21 protein-coding genes and 1 riboswitch are annotated in these 23,218 nt (G+C 40.9%); of the genes, 8 read left to right on the top strand and 13 right to left on the bottom strand.

Annotation, left to right across the window (positions count from 1 at the left end; all coding sequences use genetic code 11):
• Window positions 1–2: 2 nt before the first annotated feature.
• Window positions 3–977: an IS30-like element ISApl1 family transposase gene (locus DDU33_RS05725; RefSeq protein ID WP_012478345.1), complete on the top strand. Its 975-nt coding sequence runs from the start codon at window positions 3–5 to the stop codon at window positions 975–977.
• On the opposite strand, the gene DDU33_RS05720 is transcribed toward DDU33_RS05725, so the two are convergent.
• The 6 genes from DDU33_RS05720 to DDU33_RS05695 all read right to left on the bottom strand — a co-directional run bounded on the left by DDU33_RS05720 (window position 921) and on the right by DDU33_RS05695 (window position 9,350).
• Window positions 921–1,898, bottom strand: coding sequence for a helicase HerA domain-containing protein (locus DDU33_RS05720; protein ID WP_208620288.1), 978 nt, complete (start codon window positions 1,896–1,898; stop codon window positions 921–923). The two genes, DDU33_RS05725 and DDU33_RS05720, sit on opposite strands and share 57 nt — an antisense overlap.
• Before the next feature lie 11 nt (window positions 1,899–1,909).
• Entirely contained in the window at window positions 1,910–3,265 is a 1,356-nt protein-coding gene (locus tag DDU33_RS05715; protein WP_244175301.1) for an SIR2 family protein, read from the bottom strand.
• 39 nt (window positions 3,266–3,304) lie between these two features.
• Window positions 3,305–5,569: a CRISPR-associated helicase Cas3' gene (gene cas3 / locus DDU33_RS05710; protein ID WP_420807407.1), complete on the bottom strand. Its 2,265-nt coding sequence runs from the start codon at window positions 5,567–5,569 to the stop codon at window positions 3,305–3,307.
• 96 nt (window positions 5,570–5,665) lie between these two features.
• Window positions 5,666–6,259 carry a Maf family protein gene (locus DDU33_RS05705; RefSeq protein WP_108923669.1) on the bottom strand — a complete coding sequence of 198 codons (594 nt, stop codon included), beginning with the start codon at window positions 6,257–6,259 and terminating at the stop codon, window positions 5,666–5,668.
• A 63-nt stretch (window positions 6,260–6,322) separates the two neighbouring features.
• A complete protein-coding gene (gene aspS, locus DDU33_RS05700) occupies window positions 6,323–8,089 on the bottom strand; it encodes an aspartate--tRNA ligase (protein WP_108923667.1) in 1,767 nt (588 codons plus the stop codon).
• A 274-nt stretch (window positions 8,090–8,363) separates the two neighbouring features.
• Entirely contained in the window at window positions 8,364–9,350 is a 987-nt protein-coding gene (locus DDU33_RS05695; RefSeq protein WP_005821970.1) for an amidohydrolase family protein, read from the bottom strand.
• 266 nt (window positions 9,351–9,616) lie between these two features.
• A riboswitch (TPP riboswitch) is annotated at window positions 9,617–9,722 on the top strand.
• A gap of 40 nt (window positions 9,723–9,762) precedes the next feature.
• Here DDU33_RS05695 and thiB point away from each other — a divergent pair.
• The 4 genes from thiB (at window position 9,763) to folK (ending at window position 13,472) form a co-directional block, all read left to right on the top strand.
• Window positions 9,763–10,755, top strand: coding sequence for a thiamine ABC transporter substrate binding subunit (gene thiB / locus DDU33_RS05685; protein WP_108923665.1), 993 nt, complete (start codon window positions 9,763–9,765; stop codon window positions 10,753–10,755).
• A gap of 190 nt (window positions 10,756–10,945) precedes the next feature.
• Window positions 10,946–11,392, top strand: a complete 447-nt coding sequence (dksA, locus tag DDU33_RS05680; protein WP_005820006.1) for an RNA polymerase-binding protein DksA — start codon at window positions 10,946–10,948, stop codon at window positions 11,390–11,392.
• A 64-nt stretch (window positions 11,393–11,456) separates the two neighbouring features.
• Entirely contained in the window at window positions 11,457–12,980 is a 1,524-nt protein-coding gene (gene pcnB / locus DDU33_RS05675; protein ID WP_420807413.1) for a polynucleotide adenylyltransferase PcnB, read from the top strand.
• 12 nt (window positions 12,981–12,992) lie between these two features.
• Window positions 12,993–13,472, top strand: coding sequence for a 2-amino-4-hydroxy-6-hydroxymethyldihydropteridine diphosphokinase (folK, locus tag DDU33_RS05670; protein ID WP_005820009.1), 480 nt, complete (start codon window positions 12,993–12,995; stop codon window positions 13,470–13,472).
• Window positions 13,473–13,505: 33 nt separating this feature from the next.
• Here the strand turns inward: folK and DDU33_RS05665 are convergent, their stop codons facing one another.
• The 3 genes from DDU33_RS05665 to DDU33_RS05655 are packed head-to-tail and all read right to left on the bottom strand — an operon-like array spanning window position 13,506 to window position 17,245.
• Entirely contained in the window at window positions 13,506–13,703 is a 198-nt protein-coding gene (locus DDU33_RS05665; protein ID WP_005820011.1) for a YnbE family lipoprotein, read from the bottom strand.
• Window positions 13,700–16,420, bottom strand: a complete 2,721-nt coding sequence (locus tag DDU33_RS05660) for an intermembrane phospholipid transport protein YdbH family protein (protein ID WP_108923661.1) — start codon at window positions 16,418–16,420, stop codon at window positions 13,700–13,702. The genes DDU33_RS05665 and DDU33_RS05660 overlap by 4 nt, the downstream gene beginning before the upstream one ends.
• Window positions 16,421–16,423: 3 nt before the next feature.
• Window positions 16,424–17,245, bottom strand: a complete 822-nt coding sequence (locus DDU33_RS05655; protein ID WP_108925255.1) for a hypothetical protein — start codon at window positions 17,243–17,245, stop codon at window positions 16,424–16,426.
• 82 nt (window positions 17,246–17,327) lie between these two features.
• On the opposite strand from DDU33_RS05655, the gene gloA reads away from it, so the two are divergent.
• The gene (gene gloA / locus DDU33_RS05650; protein WP_005820016.1) at window positions 17,328–17,735 is read left to right on the top strand and encodes a lactoylglutathione lyase; all 408 of its coding nucleotides are present in this window, start codon (window positions 17,328–17,330) and stop codon (window positions 17,733–17,735) included.
• A 73-nt stretch (window positions 17,736–17,808) separates the two neighbouring features.
• Window positions 17,809–18,459, top strand: a complete 651-nt coding sequence (rnt, locus tag DDU33_RS05645; RefSeq protein WP_108923659.1) for a ribonuclease T — start codon at window positions 17,809–17,811, stop codon at window positions 18,457–18,459.
• Window positions 18,460–18,490: 31 nt separating this feature from the next.
• On the opposite strand, the gene DDU33_RS05640 is transcribed toward rnt, so the two are convergent.
• The 4 genes from DDU33_RS05640 to rdgC form a co-directional block, all read right to left on the bottom strand.
• Entirely contained in the window at window positions 18,491–19,111 is a 621-nt protein-coding gene (locus tag DDU33_RS05640; protein ID WP_108923657.1) for a beta-phosphoglucomutase family hydrolase, read from the bottom strand.
• Between the two features lie 49 nt (window positions 19,112–19,160).
• Window positions 19,161–20,375 (bottom strand): aromatic amino acid transport family protein, encoded by a 1,215-nt coding sequence (locus DDU33_RS05635; protein WP_108923655.1) that lies wholly within the window; start codon window positions 20,373–20,375, stop codon window positions 19,161–19,163.
• Window positions 20,376–20,526: 151 nt separating this feature from the next.
• Window positions 20,527–21,741, bottom strand: coding sequence for an aromatic amino acid transport family protein (locus DDU33_RS05630; RefSeq protein ID WP_005820023.1), 1,215 nt, complete (start codon window positions 21,739–21,741; stop codon window positions 20,527–20,529).
• 273 nt (window positions 21,742–22,014) lie between these two features.
• On the bottom strand, window positions 22,015–22,923 hold the full coding sequence (rdgC, locus tag DDU33_RS05625) for a recombination-associated protein RdgC (protein WP_108923652.1): 909 nt from the start codon (window positions 22,921–22,923) through the stop codon (window positions 22,015–22,017).
• 50 nt (window positions 22,924–22,973) lie between these two features.
• Between rdgC and DDU33_RS11035 the strand changes: the two genes are divergently transcribed.
• Window positions 22,974–23,195 (top strand): 4Fe-4S binding protein, encoded by a 222-nt coding sequence (locus tag DDU33_RS11035; RefSeq protein WP_420807412.1) that lies wholly within the window; start codon window positions 22,974–22,976, stop codon window positions 23,193–23,195.
• Window positions 23,196–23,218: the final 23 nt, after the last annotated feature.

Raw genomic sequence — 23,218 nt, 5'->3', positions numbered from 1 at the left:
AAATGATGAGTACTTCCTACCGACATCTTACAATAAACGAGCGAGAAAAGATAATGATTTTACTCGCACAGGGCAAAAAACAAGCAGAAATTGCCAAAGCACTGGGACGTAGCTCCAGCACCATTTCTCGCGAGCTGAAACGACACGCTCTAGAAAGCTACAGTGCAACGAACGCACAAAACAGCTATTTGAAGCATCGTCAAAATAGCAAAGCACAGCGCAAATTAGAGCAGCCTGAATATTTCAATTTGGTGCAAGAAAAGTTTCTGACAGAAAACTGGTCGCCCGAACAAATCAGCGCACGATTAAAATTGGAAAAATCTGAATTATCCATTAGTTATTCAACCATTTATCGTGGTATTTATTCAGGGTTGTTTGATATAGGCGAACGCAAAGCCAGTCGCAAACTGCGCCACAAAGGCAAAACACGGCATACAAAAAATCATCATGAAAAACGTGGCAAAATTCAGATATCCAACCATTTGAACGACCGTCCCATTTCGGCGCAAAATCGCAGTCGCTTTGGACATTGGGAAGCCGATACCGTACTGGGTAAAGCGGGTGGAGCTTGTTTGCTGACGCTGACGGAACGCAAAAGTCGTTTTGAGTTGGTGAAGAAAATTCCTGCCAAAAAAGCCGAAGCAGTCCAAAAAGCCATGATTGAATTGCTGGATTCACATATATTGCGGTCAATTACGCCAGACCGTGGTAAAGAATTTGCCCAACATCGTTTGGTAACAGAAGCACTGGGTGTAGAATTTTACTTCCCCGAGCCGCATCAACCGTGGACACGGGGAACGAATGAAAATACAAATGGGTTACTTCGTGAATACTTTCCGAAGCACCAAGACATCAATCAGTGGAGCGAAGTTGATATTCAACAGGTGATCAATAAACTGAATTTACGACCACGTAAATGTTTAGGTTGGAAAACACCTTATGAAGTTTACTTCAAAAAATCGTTGCACTTGGTTTGACAATTCAAGACGTAAATAACGACGCATCTCATAACTAGGTGTAGCAACTGTATTTAATGCACCATCACGAACCGATCTTAAAGCCTGAATTAATGTTGGACGCTGAGTTTTACCACTTGCCTGAGTAAAAGCACTCCATTCAGCACTATTCCAAAACCACAAAGGGATCTGCAATTGCTCAATTTCTTCAATTGGCTCAACTGCATATACCCGAACTTGCCCCATATCTCGAAAAGTATTCGCATATTCGCCATTCGGATCAAGCACAATAAAACGAGCATTGGGATCCGAACCTTTATTTTGTTTTGCTGCGTCTAAAGACCAACGAATCAGCCCCGCAACAGAGCAAGATTTTCCGCTACCTGTATTTCCTAAAACCGCCAAATGACGACCAAAAATCCTGTCTGGATCTATCATTACCTCAGCATTAGCCGCCAATGGACTATGACCAATCAAAACAGAACGGTTATCACCCGATTCAACAATGGCTTTAAGTTGAGCCTGCGTTGGTAACAATACAGGCGCACCAACGGTTGGATAACTCTCAACACCTCGCTGAAAGCGATAATTTTCTTTGCCGTCCGAACTTCTATCCGCATAAAATAAACAACCCAACGGATTTAAGCTCATTTTTCTTAATGGATAAGGTAAGTCCATTAAGCCAAAATCCTGCACTCCTTTACGCTTCGGATATTGAGAACGTTCAATCGTAATCCACTCTACTTGTGCAACCAAGTAACCAGCGTCACTTGGAATAAGCACATAACCGTTAATACGAGGAAAGGGGCGAGGCGTACCAGTATTGAGAGCAACGCCATCAGGCGCTTCTATATCCAACAGCACTTTAATTTCATCAGGTGATACAAAATCAATCGTACCAATACGCAAAGAATCAGTATAAGCTAAAGGTGATAAACTCATGATAAATCTCCCTATACCAAATCATTATTATCTTCTTGGTTGATTTGTTCTTTTTCTGATTGAACTGCCCCCATACGCTGCTTTAACAATTCACTCATTCGAAATGTCGTTTTATCAATCGCTGCCTTTGGTAGATAATTTTGTGTCAGCTTAGTTAAATCAGCCAATTCTGCTCCAATCATCAAACTAATTTGAGAAGGTCTTCCCATCTCTTCGTAAGTTTGCATAATACGACCAAGTGGATCATCATAAGAAATGACAACTAAATGCGTTGAAGGAATGGTCAGCATATCGCGAATGACCCGATTAATGTGTTCATCTCCAAAACTGTATCCATAAGTTACCAATACACTATTTGGACGACAAACAGCAGATGCAAAATCTCGAAATAATTCCACATAAGGATAACCTGCTGTTTCCCTATCTTTAGCCGCATTTGGATAAATCATTAACTCATTAGCGGTTGCACCGTTCAAACTTGGAGCTTGTAAGAAAGGAGTAATATCAGTTGCACCAAATGGCAACCCAATACGACGTATATCTCGATCTGTCTGCACCCAATCTACAGAACCATGTAATTTTGTATAGCGAGCAACACCTTCCAAATATCTTGGCTCTCCTCGTATTCCAGGTGGGTTGTAGTGCATATCTAGATCTAAACGCGAAGAACGGAAAATCGGCATAAGATTTCCCAGAAATCTATCTAATAAATGCAAACCTGCAATTTCAGCTCCTGCTTCAATCAAACGATCATAGTTTGTTGTGAAAATATTTAAACGATCGCGCACACCAATTCGGCTGGCAAAACTCATCAGAAAAGTAACTAAGGCATTAAACGCCGCTTCTCGTTTTTCATCACTAGCTGTTGCAATACCGTTTTCACTATTTAAAATTGATTGGGAAAAGTTTGTCATTCCTTTATTTAATTCATTACGTAAACTATCAGCCTTTAAATCACCTAAAATTTCCAATCCACGCAGTAATTCATTCGCAACACGAAGCTGATCTTCCAAATTACCTTCTTTTCGACCCGTCTTGTTTGCAGATTCTTTTGCTTTATTATTTATTTCATCTTCATAGTTACTTAAACTCAAAGCAGACATTCCTGCAGCACCTCTTCCTGCTGCTAAGTAGTGTACTGCGTGAGTTAATCCTGAACCTATGAGCAAGGAAAGATGTTCAGATTGGAAAAGTGAAGTAAGCCAAGGCTCAATTCTGCTGCGTAAATCTTTGCTGCTAAACTCTCCATCAGTCCATGAGGATTTTTGATTTTCACAAACTTTAAATTTTTCCGAGCCATCTATTGGCTCAAATTTTATTGGTTCATAGTCATCACGAACTTTAATAACATTAATCTTTTCATTCACTTTCAATACTCCTATTTTATAAAAAACACTACACATCAATTAAAAAACAAAATTCTCAGAATGAATAAAGTTACTATCCTCCCAAGAAAACCCCGCCACTTCATCATACAAATCCAGCCCGATTAGGCTGTAAAACTGCTTGCCGAAAGTGTGTTCGTTGATGGCTTCAATGCGTCCGGCTTTCAGCAAGGCGTCTAGCACACTTTCGGGGATTTGCACTGTGTAGTACTGGAGTTTGCGCAACAGTCCGCCGATCTGGTCGGCGTGGCGCAGGCCGTCGATCAGGCGTTCTGCCTCATCGTCGAACGGGATGATGAGCGGCTGCATATGGGTTTCGATCATGCGGAACTTTGCCGCGATGGTTTGGAAGGGGAAGTTGAGACTGCTGCCTGCGTTGTGGTGCATGGCGAGAATTCGGCGCTGGTCCAGCTCAGCGCCTTTGAGTTGGTAGACTTCGCTAAAGTAACTGGCGATAGCCTCCACAGACAGTAAATCGCTAGCATACTGCCGCACTACGGAGCGCATCACGCCGGAGAGCAGCCCGAGTTCGGCAGGAGCTTTCCATTGCGCTTCGGGCTGGAATATCCAAACAAAGCTCTCTTCAGGCAGCCTTTTGCCTTCGCGGTTGCAGCGTCCGGCGGCTTGGGCGACGGAATCCAACCCGGCTTCGGCGCGCATCACCAGCGGGAAATCGACATCGACGCCCGCTTCGATTAAAGAAGTGGCAATCACGCGGCAGGGTTCGCCGTTTTTCAGACGGCCTCGGATGGTTTCCAGCATTTGGCTGCGGTGTTTGGCGCACATCAGGGTGGTGAGGTGGAACACGCCGTCAAGCTGTTTGGCGCTGTCATACAGGCTGCGGGCGTGGCGGCGGTTGTTGACGATGATGAGCATTTGCCGGTGTTGCCCGAGCTTTTCCAACAGGTCGACATCGGTTTGCAGGCCGATGTGCTGCACGGTGGTTCGGCGCAGTTGCTCAAAAAGTGCGGTCGGATTCGGGGCGATTTCGCGCACATTTTCAAAGCCGCGGTAAAAGCCGTGTTCGGCCTGTACGGCGGGCTGGGTGGCGGTGCACATTACCACGCTGCAACGGTAGTTTCGCGCCAGCTCTTTGATGGCCTGCATCACGGGCAGCAGCAGATTGAGCGGCAGCATTTGCGCTTCGTCGAGGATAATCACGCTGCCGGCGATATTGTGCAGCTTGCGGCAGCGCGAGGAGCGGTCGGCAAACAGCGATTCGAAAAACTGCACGGCGGTGGTTACCACCACGGGCATATCCCAGTTTTCGGAGGCTTGACGCAGCTTGTCTTTGCTGTGCTGGTTTTTGAGCTTGCTGTCGTCGAAGGTGCTGTGGTGTTCCAACACGGCGGCTTCGCCCAAATCGCCGAAGGCCTTGCGAAACTCGGCGGCGTTTTGCTCGATGATGCTGGTAAAGGGGATGATGTAAATCACGCGCCGCATACCGTAACGCTTGGCGTGTTCCAAAGCAAATGCCATCGAAGTGAAGGTTTTGCCGCCACCGGTGGGCACGGTAAGGGTAAACAGGCCGGGTGCCTCGCCGGCTTGGGCGACGGCATGGTCGAGAATGTTGCTGCGCAGGCGGTTAAGCTCGGCGCGGCGTTGTTCGGCTTCGGTCGCCGCCTGTTCGGTAGGCCGTCTGAAAGATTCGATAAAGACGTTGAAGCGCTGTTGCAAGGCGTTTAAATCGGGATGGCCGCCGCGTTGTATGGTGTTTTTTTCAACGGAACGGGAAACATAAAAGGCCTCGGTATCGAGAAAATCGGCATCCACCAGGCAAGAATACAGCATGCGGGTAAAGAAGGCATAGAAAAACCATTTGTGATGAGCGTCGGCCTTCAAGGGCGGTGCGGGCAGCTTTTCCGGCAGGGTGATTTCCTGCTGCCAAACAGGATCAAGCTTGGGAATGTCTATGCCGAAAGACAAGGCAAGGCGTTGCGTCAAAGTGCGGCGGTTATCGCCCTCGCCATCGCCGTTAGCCAAACCGGCATGGTGGCCAGCAATGCAGAACGCCATCAACTTACCTGCCTTGTCGCCGAACCGTTCTATCGCAATTTTCGCACCTGCGGTGGCGTGGTCAACAGAAGGACCTCCGTGCAACCGTTTATCAAACGCTTCCGTATATTTGCCCAAATCGTGCAGCTGCCCGGTATATCGGGCGGTTTCCTGCGCTCCAAAAACAGCGGCAAATCCCGCCGCCATCTCGCCAACTTGGGAAAGATGGTTGCTTAAGGTTTGCCATTGGGATTCGGGTTGGTTTTCAACGGAATGGGCGTAATAAATCATATCTTCTCTCATATACTAGTATTTATTTTTATCTTATAAAAAGATAAATAAAATGTGTATTAGTAAAAGTTATTTTTGAGAAGTAGATCAAGATTTTTATTTTATCAAAAGATTTAAATTATATTGTCTGAGCAACTCTGCCGTTTCTGCAACCGGTAATCCCATTACGCCTGTAAAGCTACCTGATAAATGCTGAACAAAAATCCCACCTAATCCTTGAATACCATAAGCGCCTGCTTTATCCATAGGCTCTTTGGTTTCAATATAAGCGTGAATTTCTTGATCTGTGAGCGTTTTAAATGTGACATCACTGGTTTGAAGCACTGAAAATTGTTTACCTTGGTAGCTGACACAAACGGCAGTAAAAACCTGATGCGTTTTCCCTGAAAGCAATTTAAGCATACGATAAGCATCGTCTTTATCTTTCGGTTTTCCCAAAATTTGGTTATGAATAGAAACGGTCGTATCGGCTGTTAAAATAGGATAATCTGCAAGATTTTGAGTAAAATGAACCGCTTGTGCGGCTTTATTTTTTGCTTCGGCAATCCGTAAACAGTAGCTTTTTGCTTCTTCATTTTCGTAAGGGGTTTCATCAATTTCCCCTTCAATTCTTAAAAGATTTAATCCTAATTGTTGTAAGATTTCCCATCTTCGAGGACTATTTGAAGCAAGGTAAATGGTTTTATTCATCTTTATTTTCCAAAATTAAGCGATAAAAAAATGCGGTCATCTGACCGCATTTACTAAACTGATTTATTCTTTTGCTGTTACTGCAATCGCTAACTCTTCCAACGCTTGCGGATTTGCATAACTCGGTGCTTCTGTCATTAAGCACGCTGCCGCTGTTGTTTTAGGGAAGGCAATCACATCACGGATATTTTCTGTACCGGTAATCAACATCGTTAAACGATCTAAACCGAACGCAAGACCTGCGTGTGGCGGTGTACCAAATTTTAATGCGTCTAATAAGAAGCCAAATTTCTCCGCTTGTTCTTCTTCGTTAATGCCTAAAATATTGAACACGGTTTGTTGCATTTTCGGATCAAAAATACGTACTGAACCGCCGCCCACTTCGTAGCCGTTGATAACCATATCATAAGCATTTGCGACCGCTTTGACCGGATCTGCCGCTAGTTCTTCCGGCGATAATCCTTTTGGAGAGGTAAACGGATGGTGCATTGCCGATAAATTACCTTCATCATCACGTTCAAACATAGGGAAATCAACCACCCATAATGGTTTCCACGCCGTTAAGTCGGTTAAGCCTAAATCACGCCCCACTTTTAAGCGCAATGCACCCATTGAGTCGGTAACGACTTGCCATTTGTCTGCACCGAAGAAAAGAATATCGCCACTTTGTGCCGATGTACGCTCAATTAACGCGTTAAACACCTCTTCATTTAAGAATTTTGCCACAGGGCTTTGGATACCTTCCATACCTGCATTCACATCGTTAATTTTCGCCCACGCTAAGCCTTTTGCACCGTAAATGCCGACAAATTGAGTGTATTCATCAATTTGTTTACGGGTTAAGGTTGCACCATTTGGCACTCTTAATACGGTTACACGTCCATCTGGAGAATTTGCCGGTTCATTGAACACTTTAAATTCAACATTTTTCAGAATATCGGCAACATCCACTAATTCTAATGGGTTACGTAAGTCCGGTTTATCTGAACCAAAACGATCCATCGCTTCTTGCCACGTCATCATTGGGAATTTACCTAAATCGACATTTAAGCGATCTAACCATAAACCGTGAATCATCTCTTCCATTACCGCACGGACTTCTTCTGCAGTCATAAATGAAGTTTCCACATCGATTTGGGTAAATTCAGGCTGGCGATCTGCACGTAAATCTTCATCACGGAAACATTTTACGATTTGATAGTAACGGTCAAAGCCTGACATCATCAGCAATTGTTTGAACAACTGAGGCGATTGTGGCAAGGCATAAAATTTACCTTTATGCACACGGCTTGGCACTAAGTAGTCACGAGCACCTTCAGGCGTTGCTTTAGTAAGCATTGGCGTTTCAATATCAAGGAAGCCGTGATCGTCCATAAAACGGCGCACAAAGCTGGTAATTTTGGCACGTGTTTTTAATTTTTCTGCCATTTCAGGACGGCGTAAATCTAAATAACGGTATTTTAAACGCTGTTCTTCGGTATTATTTTGGTTGAAGTCGAGCGGTAAAACATCGGCATTGTTATAAACCAAAACATTTTTTACCAGCACTTCAATTTCGCCCGTTGCCATCTCTTTATTGATTTGTGCTTCATCACGAGCAATCACTTCACCTTGGATTTGCACGCAAGCTTCTGAACGTAATGCAGAAGCGACTTTAAAAATGGCTTCATCTTTTTCATCAAAGAAAACTTGTACAATTCCTTCACGGTCACGAATTTGCATAAAAATAAAACGACCAAGGTTACGTACACGGTGTACCCAACCGCTTAATGTAACCGCTTGACCAACGTGCGAACGGTTTAACGCACCGCAATAATGAGAACGCATCATAAAATTATCCTTTAAATCTGAAATAGGTTTTATTTTGAAAAAATCTTTGGGATTATAACGGAAAATCGGTGGGATTTGGAGAGAATAACGAATAAGCGGTCTAATTTTTAAGACAATTTGTAAATATTATGTTTTTATGACATAAATATTTAATTTCATTTGTAGGGGTGGGGTTTATCCCCACCCTAATCATCAGAGAGCGTTTACGGGCGGGGATAAACCCCGCCCCTACGTAGTCTTTTTAAAGTTTGGAGTTTGTATTTACATCATAGCTTTACAGAAGCCCGAGAACTTTACGCCCATTGATACTTGCGATATTAGACATTTCTTCTAAATTTGTGAAACGGCAACCTGCAGAAAGTAAGCTAAGCTCTTGCCACATATCGCCTTCACATAATGGCACCATATAATCACAAATGTTATCTGTGCCAATCGCCACGGTAATGCCTTCAGGAATAAGCTCATCTGCCGGTGTTAGAGCGTTGTGGAATGGCTGTAAATCTTCCTTACGACCACTGTCAATCCACGCCATTGGGCAAGCAATTACCATCATTTGGCTATCACGCATTTTTTGATAAAGCATTTTGCGATACTCTTTTGGATGCGCCCCGATTGAAATCCCGTGAATAGCCACCACTCGCCCTTGCATACCGTGTTCAATCGCTTTATCACAAAGTTGTTCGGTCTCTTTTTCTTTTGGTGTGTTAAATTGATCCACGTGAACGTGCAACATTTTGCCAAGCGATTTTGCTTTATCCATAAGAATATCCATCGCTTCTAAGCCTTTGCCGTAATCCAATTCATCACGGTATGGTAAGCCACCAATCATATCAACCATTTCAGAACCGATATCGAACCATTTTTTTGCCGTCGGCTCAATCACACCTTTTAAGGTTTGGTTAGCGAATTTTAAAATAATATCGCTTTTGTAAACCTCACGTGCTTTGTGTGCGGCGATAATCGCACGGTCTTCACAAACGCCATCAATATCAACGAAGGTCCCGAATGCAGTAACCCCTTGTGAGATCATCAGTTCAATCGCTTGGCTAAAGCGGCGGTAATAATCATCAACGGTTGATTGACGTTTTACTTCATCAACCAAGTCCCACTTTTGTTGCAGATTCGCATTTTGGTATATCGTGATCTTTTCTGGCGTCATTGTAAAAGCACGGTCGGCATGTGCGTGTGCATTTACCCAACCGCCTTTTTTGATAATTTCATCACGAATATGTCCTTTTAGGGTACGAATCAACTGGCTCATTATTTGCTATCCTCTTGTAAAATTTAGGCGAAAAAAAACCGCTTCAATAAAGCGATCTTTAATTAAAAAATAACAATAGAAATGAATAAAAAAAGAGCTACACCTCGTAGATTGAAGTGTAGCTGAGAAAAAGTATATGGAGTTAATGTATGAAGATTCATTTCTAGTTCCTGTGTTTGGACTAGGGCGATAGTATAACGATTTTTTTGAAAAAAGCAAACGTTTGCAAGCGGTTGAATTTCTCTTTTTTTTTGCATAAAATCCCAACGTTCTCATCGGAGTGCCTTATTTGAAGGCTGAGAGATAGCAATTATCAATCCGTAGAACCTGAACTGACTAATATCAGCGTAGGGATTTGAGAAGATCATCATATTCTTCCCGAAATCCTTTGCATCAAACAAAGGGCTATAAAATGAAACCAACAAAATTTATTATCGCACTCTCTGCTCTCACCACCTCTCTTTCTGCTTTTGCTGAAAAGCCTGTATTAAATGTTTACACCTACGATTCCTTCGCTTCTAAATATGGGCCGGCAGCCGAATTAGAAAAATTATTTGAAAAAGATTGTGAATGTGATGTTCGCTTTCTCCCTTTTGAAAACGGCGTTACCATGCTAAACCGTGTCCGTTTAGAAGGCAATAAAACGAAAGCAGATGTGGTTGTCGGTATTGATAACTTTACCCAACCTGAAGCAGAAAAAAGTGGGTTATTTGCAGAAAATGACCTCACAACTCAAGATTTATCGCTCCCGTTTATGTGGAAAAGTCATACGTTCTATCCTTACGATTACGGGGAGTATGCCTTTATCTACAATAAAGAAAAATTAAAAAATCCACCAACCTCCTTAAAAGAGCTGATGGAGCGCCAAGACTTAAGAGTTATTTATCAAGATCCAAGAACCAGCACCGTAGGACGTGGTTTTTTAGTGTGGGTAAATCAAGCCCTCTCCTCAAAAGGCAACATTTCAGAGTTTTGGAAAAAATTAGCCAAACATACCGTGACTATTGGCAAAGGTTGGTCTGAAACTTATGGAGCTTATTTAAAAGGCGAAGCGGATTTAGTGTTAAGCTATACAACCTCTCCGCTTTATCATCAATGGTATGAAAATGATGACAAAAATGTGGCGGCGATTTTTGAAGAAGGGCATTTAGTCCAAGTAGAATTAGCCGCTATTTTAAAAAGCAGTTCACAAAAAGCACTTGCGCAACAATTTTTACGCTTCTTACATAAACCGGAATCACAAAAAATTATTGCTAAAGCGAATATTATGAAACCCGTGATTTCAGGCGATTTAGACCCGAAATTGAGTGCATTGCCTAAAATCAACATATTAGATAACCAACAGCCCAATAGTGATGTTATTCGCAATTGGTTAGCAACGTGGCAGCAAGCGGTCACAAAATAAGAAAGTATTGCAAAATGGAGAAGGATTCTCCATTTTGTTTTATTTTTCATCGTAAATAAATTCAATTTTTCAAAAAAGTATTTGCCAAACGGGATAAGTTCTGATATCAATAGCGACCTTAAAATATCCCCGAATTATTTTTGACTCTCGAATCCATTTATGGGAATAATTCCAACAACAGGAGTGTACTATGGCAGTGGCAAACACCACGTCTTTAGGTTTATTAGCATTAGCTGGTGTTAAACCTTACGAATTAAAGAAAAACGAAGAATATATGAATGAAGCGCAAAAAGAGCACTTCACTAAAATTCTTAAAGCGTGGCATGCGCAAATCATGGAAGAAGCTGAACGCACGAAGAGCCAAATGCAAGAAGAAGTAGCAAACTTTGCAGATCCGGCAGACCGTGCAACTCAAGAAGAAGAGTTCAGTTTAGAATTACGTAACCGTGATCGTGAACGTAAATTATTAAAGAAAATTGAACAAACGCTTCATAAAATCTCAGAAGATGAATACGGCTACTGTGAAACCTGTGGCGTTGAGATTGGTCTAAAACGCTTAGAAGCTCGTCCAACAGCAGATTTATGTATCGACTGTAAAACTCTCGCTGAAATCCGCGAGAAACAAATGGGTTTATAATCAAAAGCAACGGAGAGTGATTGAACATTCTCCGTTATTTACTTGTAATACCAGATTGAGGTGAATTATTTTTAATTATCTTAAATCCTTTTTTTCTCGTTCTAAAAAAGGTAAAACATCTTCTGATGTTAATGCCATTCAACAAGAAAAGAAAATAGATAACCGTCCTACTCGTTCAGCACAGGTTTCATCTGAACGAGCGTCTCGTGCTAAAAACAAACGAGCACAAGAGCAAGTTCCTTCGCATATCCTACATAAAAAATTTACGATCAATGCCGCACATCACCAAATCACGACAAAAGATTTTCCAAAGCAAGCATTATCTATCGTTGAAAAACTCCACAAAGCAGGATATGAAGCCTACATTGTCGGGGGATGTGTCCGTGATTTACTGCTAGGTAAAAAACCGAAAGACTTTGATATTTCAACCAATGCTCGTCCGGAAGAAGTGCAAAAGATTTTTGGTCGTCAGTGCCGTTTAGTCGGTCGCCGATTCCGTTTGGCACATATTGTCTTTGGACGTGAAATCTATGAAGTTGCCACTTTCCGTGCAGGTCATGAAAATCATACCAATGACAAAATCTCTAAAATCAGCGATGCCGGTATGCTTTTACGTGATAATGTTTACGGCACCATGCGTGAAGATGCCGAACGCCGAGATTTTTCCGTTAATGCATTTTACTACGACCCTCGCCATAACTTAATCTACGATTTTTTCAATGGATTGGAAGATTTAAACGCAGGCAAATTACGCTTACTCGGTAACCCTGTTCAGCGTTATCAGGAAGATCCGGTACGTATGTTACGTGCCATCCGCTTTATGGCAAAATTAGATATGTTCTTAGATCGTGCGACAGCTGATCCGATCAAAGAAATGGCACCATTACTGAAAATGATCCCTGCGGCACGTTTATTTGATGAATCGTTAAAATTATTGCAATCCGGTGCAGGGTTAAAAACTTATCAATTATTGCGTGAATATGCGTTATTTGAACCGCTTTTCCCGGTACTTATGCCGTTTTTTACTGAAAAGCAAGATTCAAATGCAGAGCGTATGATTACCAAAGCGCTAACCTCAACTGATGAGCGTATTCGAGATAAATTACCGGTTAATCCGGCATTCTTATTTGCGGCGCTTTTCTGGTATCCATTACGTGAAAAAATTGATGAGCTTAAAAACGAAGGTGGCTTAAATAACCACGATTCGATGATGTTAGCCGCCAACGATATTTTAGATGAAAGCTGTAAATCGGTGGCATTACACCGCCGTCATACAGGGGTAATTCGTGAAATCTGGGCACTTCAATTTCAAATGACTCGCCGCACAGGAAAACGTCCTTTACAAACGTTAGAGGCACAAAAATTCCGAGCCGGTTTCGATTTACTGGTTATGCGTGCAGAAATTGAAGGGGGCGATCTCGTTGAGCTGTCGGCTTGGTGGCATGAATTCCAATTTAGCAACGATCAACAACGTGCAGAAATGTTACAAGCGGTTAAAAAATTACCACATGTAGCAGATGAAGAGAAGAAAAAACGCCGCCGTAAAACCTTTCGCCGTAAGAAAAAAACCAGCAATAAAGCGGAATAAAAAGAGATGAGTATGACATTAAAAACAGTTTACGTTGCTCTCGGCTCAAATCTTGATAATCCGTTAGAACAACTAAAACAAGCGGTTGAATCGTTAAAAACATTTGCAATTGATTTTGAGGTAAGCCCTTTTTATGGCTCAAAACCATTAGGCCCTCAAGATCAGCCGGATTACGTTAATGCGGTTGCTAAGTTTAAAACAGATCTAGCCGCTTTAGATTTACTTGATCGATTACAACAAATTGAAAATCAGCAAGGGCGTGTTCGCTTACGGAGATGGGGAGAAAGAACGCTTGATTTAGATCTTCTCCTTTATGGCAATGAGCAAATTCAAAATGAGCGTTTAATCGTGCCGCATATTGAAATGAAAAACCGTGAATTTGTAATTGTACCGCTCTATGATTTATCGCCAGAATTGATCTTGCCACAGGGCGAAAAATTAGAAGATCTCTACCAAACGTTTAAAAATCATCAAATGGTTACTTTTAATTAAAATGCTTCCCCTTGCTTATGAGGGGAAGCATTTTTATTCTGCTTGCTCTTCTAAATTCTCGCTTGTTGTAATCACAGCCCTTGATTGCTCATCCATTTTGACCTCAATTTTATGATCAACAACCACATTCATATTGATTGTAATCCCTTCTGCCGGTGTTTCTAACTGAATTTTAGGCGTACAAGCGGTTAAATTTAGGATTAACATTGCAAATAAAATCAATGGTTTCATTTTTTATTATCCAGTTTTTGATAAAGATTATTTTCAATACCCTGTTCAACATAAGAACCGGTATTGATTAAATGCCATAAATGAAAAATGTTTTCTTTATGGTTGTAATTAAAATTCACTTTTGCTTTCTCTTGTTGGTTAAGTTGGAGCTTAAGTTTAGCATCTAACACCATATCGCCTTGTTTGCCAACGTTGATTAAACTACGTAAATCATTGATCCGTGTATCATTTAGGAGATACAACAAAATTTGTTCTGAATAACCACTACTTTTTGAGATTGCCGCCATCAGTTCTGGCGAAATTTTTAAATTAGAAGTGGCTGATTGCGTTAATAAACCATCACAAATATAACAAGGATCGCCATTTAACCAAAATGGTAATACCGCACTTGCCCGCCCTTTTAAATCAATTTGTTGATATTGCATGAGCGACATTATCTGCTCAAAATCAATATTCTCTAATTTTAAGTAAGCCGGTTCTCGCTGTGGTAAAGACAAACGCTCCACCATTAGGTTCCCGCCCAATAATTGCATCGTCAGCTTACTTAAATTAAGCGGTTTTGAAGCAGAATAAGGGTAATAACCATCTATATTCAGATGAATATCATAAATGGGTAATCCCAAATTCATTTCTGCAATGGTGACGGCAATTGGTTGCTTTTCTCCAAATTTAAATTGTCCGCGATCTAACGCATAAGGCAAAGTGAATTCAATGCCGTTAATTTCACCATTAGGTAATGACAATCCGCCATTTTTAATGGAAATTTGACCGCTTGCAACTAATCCGCCTTCCTCTGTGGCTAAGGTATGAAAATCAGTATATCCGCTTACTGTGCCGGCTTTGATTATCCAATTACGTCTTGGCGGAATTAACGGTTGGAAAACATTTGCCGATTGTTTATCCCAGCGAAGTTGCCCTTGGAAAGAACTTCGTGAGGATTTTTCATTTAAATGACGTTGTGCAGAAAGTTGTATCGGACCAACTTTTCCAGCTTGAATTTGCCCGTTAAAACGTAATTTTTCAATTTCTCCATCAAAATTCAATTTAGTACTTGGACGTAATAATTTTCCACCATAATTAAATTGAATTTCGGGTGAAATAATCTCAGCACCACCCATTAAATGCCATTTTTCATAGGCAAATTTAACCGGCGATGTTAAACGCAATTCGGTTTGAGGAATAAAAATACTTTTATGTTTTACCTGTGCCATCTTGCCGTTTAACTGGCTAATTTGAACCAAATTTGAATGCCACTGCCCTTTTCCGTCTAAGGCAATTTTACTATTGAGCGCTTTTAAATGTGCATTCCCCGATAACCGCCATTGCCATAAATCTTGCTGATGAGATTTTCCGGCATAGTTATCGAAAAAGTCCAGCAGCCCCATTTTGAAATGATTTGCAGAGCCATCTAAATGTAAATCAATGTCTTGGAAGTCCGGCGTTTCGCCTTTAAAACTCGCTTGGAAACGCCCAGTTACCCCATAGCGATCAAAGCGGATATTACCTAACGGAATCGTCAATTCTTTTATCGTGAGTAAACGCTCTTTACCGCTGATAATATGGAACATTGACTTCGGCGAAAATTGCATTCCTTTTTCATTTGCCTGAATTGTTGCTTGACTAAACAAACGAAACGAATTGTATTTTACATAGCCTGATAACGTAAACGGCAAATCAAATTCATGAGGGCTTTTAATCACGCCTTTTGTGGTTGCAATACTTAAGGTATGTTTATCGTGGGAGAAAAAGTTAGCCCTAAATTGTGTCTGAATAGGGAAAATCTCGCCCTTGAGTAAATTTTTCGGCGTAATCGTTGCCGTGGTTGAACCATTGATAGGAAAATCTTTTAGCCATTCCCAATTAAATTTCCCTTGGTAAATATCCAAAGCATTGAAGTCAAATTTAAACGGTAGCTTTAAGGTATTTTTAGGCTGTTTTTCTGACGTAAATGCGAGCGTCCCGACTAACGCATTTTCTTCATTGGGAGTCCAATTAAGCAAGACACTTCCTGCTCGCAATTCTTCATTGCTGATTAAGGTTTTAGGCAGCTGCCAATGGTAATCGCCTTCAAATTGTTTTGGCATGGCAAGCAAATTATCGCCAAGCTGGGTAGAAAATAATAGATTATGCTTTTCTTCACCGGAAGGTTGATAAAAAAGATTACCGCTTAATTGGTTATTAGCAAATTTTCCATCAAATTGAACCGCTTGTTGCATCACTTTAGCCGCTAAAATGTTTTGCGTATACGCCACATTTAGCTGTGTGGATTCATTCAAGAGTTGCTTTAATCGAGGATTTAGATCTTCAGGAACATTTTTCCATACAAGCGATTTAACCATCACTTCGCTTTCAGGCAATAGTGCCAAAATAGGATTAAGTGAAAACGTCTCTTGTTTTGTGTCTGAAGTTGGCATATTCATCAGGCAGCTGTAATCCAAAGACACTCGTTCTGCGGTTAATTTTTTCGAGATCCCCCAATTCAGCTGTATATCCTCTACTGTGGCAAGTGAACATGCCTGATAACGAAGCGTGAACTGAGGAAGAGATGCACCTTCTTGCTGAAGTTGAAAACCACCTTTTTCAACCGAAATTTGCCACTCTTTTGGTAAAAAAGTATTTACCACAGTGCTAAATTGGCTACTGGTAAGCAACATCGTGCTACCTACAAGCAGTAGCACAAATAAAATAACAAAAGCAACGAAGATGCGTTTGAGCATAAATTAGATATTGGTTAAAGGATAAAGCATGGCACAGAAAGTCGCTAATGACCAACCTAACGGGTTTTTAACCTGTTTTTCGCCTTTGCCAAGCAACAACCAAGCGAGGCAAGCAAAAATCACAAATTGCGATGCAAAATACAGAACATAAGGCATTAAGCTCATTTCAGGCATAATTTGTAACTGTTGGTATAAGACAAATGCAACCCAAAAATAATTCAAGACTAAAACCAAAAGTGCCAGTTGAACAAGCAATTTGAAAAAAACGTCTAAGCGACTTTTTGCCAACATCATATACCAGCCTGCTAATAAAATCCCAAGTAACAACTGAGCAAAATTATTGGCTCTAACCCAGTTAAATAAAGACGGGATTTCTACCCAATACACAAGCAAATATAAAATAGCTCCCACAGCAACCATAGCAAAACCGCAGTACATTATCGTGTTATACAGTTTTTCCTCATCAGGTAACGACCAATAGACTAAAGTTAAGATTAGTGAGGAGATCCCCGCAATGAGTAAAGGTGTATGTTTAGGCGTGAAAGCGAGCGAATAGGCTAAGTTGCCTAATGCAAATAACAAGAAAAATTTAAAGACAAAGGTCAAGCGACCAGTTTGCCCCGGACAAATTTGCCCTTTCCAAAAAACAAAAAGACTAATCAATACCGCAATAAAAAAAGCCAATAGATAAGGCGAAATAAAAATCATGTTGGCAGGCGCAAAATAGTGATTTACCACCATTTCGATAAAAAGCATTGCCCCCATAGGTAAAAAGGCGTGGCTTGAAATTTCATATTTTTTTTCAGAATCGTGAGAATGGGACATAATAATCAGCATAGAAAAATGATTTTAAAGTAGAATTATGCCATAATATCTCCGTTTTTTTAACTTTTAAGAGGATTTAGCAATGCGAATTTTACATACGATGCTACGCGTTGGCGATTTGGAACGTTCTGTCAAATTTTATACAGAAGTTTTAGGAATGAGAGAACTTCGCCGAAGTGAAAATCCAGAATATAAATATACGCTCGTTTTTGTTGGGTATAGCGATGAAAGCGAAGGTGCGGTCATTGAACTAACTTATAACTGGGGTGTAGAGAGTTATGAACTAGGCACTGCTTATGGTCATATTGCTCTTGGTGTTGATGACATTTATAGCACCGTAGAAGCTATCCGCGCTGCAGGTGGTAAAATTACACGTGAACCGGGTCCGGTATTAGGCGGTAAAACCGTTATCGCTTTTGCGGAAGATCCGGATGGTTACAAAATTGAATTTATTGAAAACAAACAGGCAAAAGACGCTTTAGGTAACTAATCTTTAAGCGATTTTGTCGGCACGGGTTACGACTCGTGCCTTTTTATTTGACGATAGAAGTTTATCTCTGTTTATGGAACAACAAACTCCCGATTATCACTTATTAAAGAACCGCTTTCGTGGTTATTTGCCGGTTATTATTGATGTTGAAACGGCAGGCTTAAATGCCCAAACGGATGCGCTATTAGAAATTGCTGCCATTACGGTAAAAATGGACGAAAACGGCTATTTAGTGCCCGATCAAAAATGCCACTATCATATTCAGCCATTTGAAGGGGCAAATATCAACCAAGACTCGCTCAAATTTAACGGCATTGATATTGATAACCCTCTACGTGGGGCTGTCCCTGAAAATATTGCCATTCCTGAAATGTTTAAAATGGTGCGTAAAGCCATGAAAGACCAAGGCTGCCAACGTGCGGTTATCGTGGCACATAATGCGGCTTTTGATCAAGGCTTCTTGCAAGCTGCCTCTAAACGAATCAATGCAAAACGAGATCCTTTTCACCCTTTTGCCATGTTTGATACTGCGACACTTGCAGGTTTTATGTATGGTCAAACGGTTTTGGTTAAGGCTTGCCAAATGGCAAATATCGCCTTTGATGGTAAACAAGCTCATTCTGCATTATATGACACAGAAAAAACCACAGAATTGTTCTGTACTATGGTCAATCGCCTAAAAGATCTCGGTGGATATCCCATAGTTCCACCACAAAATGCTTAACAAAAATCCCAGAAATTTCTGGGATTTTTATCTATTTAAAATCCTCCATGATACCAGCCTTCGTAATCTTCTGTGTTCTGACATCAAACACATCCATTCCACCGGCTAATGCTGCTTGTATACCTAAATCAGCATCTTCAAAGACTAAACAATGTTCTGGCTTCACGCCCAATTTTTCTGCACAGCGTAAAAATGTTTCCGGATCGGGCTTGTGCTTTGTCACATCTTCGGAATCTACCACGACTTGAAAGTAAGGCGTTAATTGAAAGCGATTAAACAGTAACTCAACTAATTTTCGATGGGAGCCTGTGCCTAATGCCATTGGTTTTTTCCCAAATTGATTTTTCACGATGTCAAAAGCGGGTAACAAAGTCGCATTTTCCAAAATCATTTGCGTTGCGATTTCTCGTTTTATTTGCACAAACTGCTCTAAATAATGCGCGGGCACTTGATATTGTTCCATAATTGCTTTTGCAATAGTAAAGGAGGTAGCACCGCCTAATTGATACATCACATCGCCTTTTACATCATAGCCGAGTTCTTTTCCGGCTTTTTCCCAAGCAAGTGCATGACTTGACATCGTATCAATCAAGGTGCCGTCCATATCAAAAATCAATGCTTGGTATTGATCTAAAATCTCTTCTTTTAACATTTTGTTTGCCTCATAAAAAAGCCCCTCGCAAGGGGCATATTCAATAAAATTAACCTGCAACGCTCGGTAAAATCCCTGCTTGCATTAAGAATGGAATGACAATAATGATGATCCCCATAATAAAGGCTAACACTAAACCGATATTTCCACCTGCGACACGATAAGGCAAGTTAGGATGTAACTGACGTGTTCTCCACGCTAAGCCTATCGGTAAAATCAATCCATAGAAGGCAAAGAGTAAACCGGCGTAACCTAATGCTGCAATAAAGCCGTTTGGATAGAATAAAGCAAAGGCAAGTGGCGGAATAAAGGTTAATGGCGTAAGCATAAAGCGGTTGTGCGGTAATCTGACACGTTTTAATAAATCGCTAACCCCTTCAAAAATGCCCATCGCAACGCCAAGGAAAGAGGTAATTAACGCAAGTGCGGAGAAAATTCGCACCATTTCTCCTAAGATTGTACTGCCTGTAATTTGGCTTGTCGCTTTTACTAAGCCGTTTAAGGTTGGATCTTGGTTTAGTAAGGTAACAAATTCATTTTGACTTAATACACCGTGGGTTGCCAATTGCCATAATAAATAGGCTGAAAGTGGGATCAAGGTACCAATTAAAATCGCGACACGAATTTTACGAATATCCGCTTCAAGATAGCTGTTGATACTGCCCATAATCACGTGGAAACCAAATGATGTAAAGAAAATCGGCACGGCTGAAATCACGAGTAAATTATCTAATGGCACGGCGGTTAAATTTTCTAATTTTGCTTTTGGCAACATCATCAGTAAGACAAAAACAAAGGCAATAATTTTACCGATAAAGAGTAAACGGGTTAAACCATCCACACCTTTAATGCCCACAACAACAAATGCGCCTAAAATAAAGGTAAATAATAAAATCCCGATTTTAAGGTTAGTATCCCCCTCTGCTTCAGGCAGTAATCCTGACACTAACGAACCGCCGCCGGTGATATAAGCGGCTAATAACGCATAGAGCAAAATAAGCAAACTTACTGTGGCTAAGACACGCCCTGTCATCCCAAAGTATTGTTCTGCAAGGCTTGCAACCCCGACATCAGGTCGTTTAGCGGTTTGGTAAACTTCCATAAAGAGTAAGCCTGTGTAAGTGAGTAATAGCCATAATCCCACTAATAATACCAAAGTCATACCAAAGCCCATACCGGCTGAAGTCAGCGGCATCGCAAGCATACCGGCACCAATGGTAGTACCTGCAATCATTAAAGCACTACCTAAAATTTTATTCTTCATTTTTTCTCCTATATAAATTTGTAGGGACACACTGCGTGTGTCCGCCATATCGACAACGGACACACGCAGTGTGTCCCTACATTTTATTTTGTGCAAGCGGTTAAATTTTTGCAAATTTTTACCCAAATTCCACCGCTTGAAACCGCAATCATTAACCCACAACCTGCGGTAACCAGCCTTGTTCAATCAAGAACGGTACAATCACAATAAATACCCCGATTACTAAAGCAATAAGCAAGGAAGCATTGCCGCCTTTCACACGATAAGCTAAATCAGGCGATTGGCTACGTAATTTCCAAACCATCGCAATCGGTAACACAATCGCATAGAATGCAAACATTTGCCCTGCATAGCCTAATGCGGTAATAAAACCTTTTGGATAGAAGAAGGCAAAAAGCATTGGCGGAATAAAGGTTAATAAGCCTAAGGTTTTACGCCCTGCATTGATTTTCACACGTTTGAGCAAATCTTCTAAGGCTTCAAATAAGCCCAATGCCACGCCTAAGAAAGAGGTAATTAACGCTAATGCCGAGAACACTTTAACCACAACACTGATCATCGTACTACCCGTAATTTGACGCACCGCTTCGGCTAAACCATTTAAGGTTGGATCTTGTTCTAAGATTTTCAAAAATTCCGTTTGACTTAATACGCCGTGGGTCGCCAACTGCCATAAAATATAAGCGATAAGCGGAATAGACGTTCCGATTAAAATAGAAATACGTAATGCTTTAACATTGCCTTCTAAGTATTTGTTCAAACTAGGAATTGAGCCGTGGAAGCCAAATGCCGTGAAAAACACAGGACTTGCCGAAATCAATAACGCATTGTTAATCGGCATTTCCAATAAGTTATCAATAGAGACTTTTGGCAACAGCAAAAACAATACCAACACAAACGCCAAAATTTTTGTGGTAAACAAGATACGATTGATCACGTCCACGCTGGTTGTACCGATAACAATAAAGGAGCCAAAAAACACCGTGAAAATCACACCGGCAATTTTGGTCGTGGTTTCTGCATCCACAATAGTTGGCAACACACCAGCTAAAATTGAGCTACCGCCCGAAACATAAGCGGACAAAATCGCATATAAGAAAACGATCAATACGGTGGTCGACACAATACGACCAAAAGTGCCGTAATATTTTTCCGCTAAAGTCCCAATCCCCGCATCACTTTCTACGGTTTGGTAAACTTCCACAAACAATAACGCACTAAAGCACAACAATAACCATAAAGCGACTAATAACGCCACGGTAAAACCAAAACCAATCCCAGCTGAAGTCAGTGGCATTGCAAGCATACCCGCACCAATCGTTGTTCCTGCAACGATTAAGGTGCTTCCTAATGTTTTATTTTTCATATAAACACCTGTCAATAAAAATGAACAACCCGATTTTAATAGAAAAAAGCGTTTTTTCCACAAAAATATGCTAAAAATGTAAAATATTTTTCATTTCGTAAACATTTGTTTACACTAGATTATTTATTAGTCAAAAGAATGAAAAGAGCATGTAAGAAGTAATTATTACAATGAATATCTCTTATCCAAAAAAAATGGACGCCGGTGTGGCGTCCATCCTATAATGCAACTATTGCATAACATCGGGATTTTTTATTTATAGCACAAACTTCGTTAAGCCATTCCCTCTTTAATGCCCCCAAATTCTTCGCTGATTTTTTGTGTAAACAGTTTTAATTCTTCTGTCATCAGCAAGAAATCCGCATCGAAGCGTTGGGCAATATCTTCTTTGAGAATATCATCATTTTTTTCTCGAATTTCATCGGCAAATTTCACTCGGCTTAATGTGCCGTCTTCGTTTAACACACAAGAGAAGTGATTTTCCCAATCAATTGCAAGTTTGGTAATAAATTTACCCGCTTGTAAATGTGGGGTGATTTCTTCACTTTCTAAATCTTGGCGTTTGCAACGGATCACGCTTTCTGTTTCAAATGATTTGAGTTCCGCCTCTTCTAATAACGTTACCCATGCCGGTGTATGCCCTTTGGCGATCCAGTTGGTCATCACTTCTGCCGGTGGCAAAATAAATGAAAGAGGGACAACCGGCAATGAACCTAATGTTTTACGCAGTAATGCCAACGTATCTTCCGCCCGTTTTGCTGAAGCGGCATCGACATAAACCAGCTGATTTTCTAAATCTAACCACATTGCCGTAAATTGATGTTTGCTGAATGCTCGAGGCAATAAAACAGAAACAACCTGATCTTTTACTGCCTGCTTTTCCGTTTTTTTCAATTGACGAGCTTCTTTCGCTTCTAACTCTTTAATTCTTGCTTCTGTTTCTTGCTTAACCACATTTGCCGGTAACAACTTTTCTTCTTTATGAGAAACGAATAAAAACTGTTTACCTTGAGAAAAATAATGCAGATCAGAGCCTGCAAGCGGTTGAGACCAGCCAAATTTTTGCATATCGCTCTGCTGGCAAGGGGTAAATTTTGTTTGTTGTAATTGTGCTTCTAATTCACTCTCATTTAACGCAAGCTCGCTCGTTAAACGGTAGATCATAACGTTCTTAAACCACATTCCGCTTCCTTCTTAATAAATTTCAATAGATAAGCTATTTTACTTGAATTTTGAGGAAAACACTTTGTTATTTTTCATTGTTTACTTTTAAAGCAAACATCCGCCTGCGCCCAAACATTACAGCTCATAGCGTTCAAAAAAGCACACCAGCCAACAAACCTGCTCCAAATGCGATTTCCGCGCAATTAGATATTGATACTGAAAAATGTAACGGTTGTAGGGAATGTAAAATCGCTTGTTATATGTCAGCGATTGGGTTACGAATGGAGTGATTTTTTTAAAATATATCAATTTG

The organism is Actinobacillus porcitonsillarum, from assembly GCF_003101015.1.
In the GTDB taxonomy this organism is placed as follows: domain Bacteria; phylum Pseudomonadota; class Gammaproteobacteria; order Enterobacterales; family Pasteurellaceae; genus Haemophilus_A; species Haemophilus_A porcitonsillarum.
Note: the sequence above shows the minus strand (reverse complement) of the source record. Positions and strands in the feature narration are given on the sequence as shown.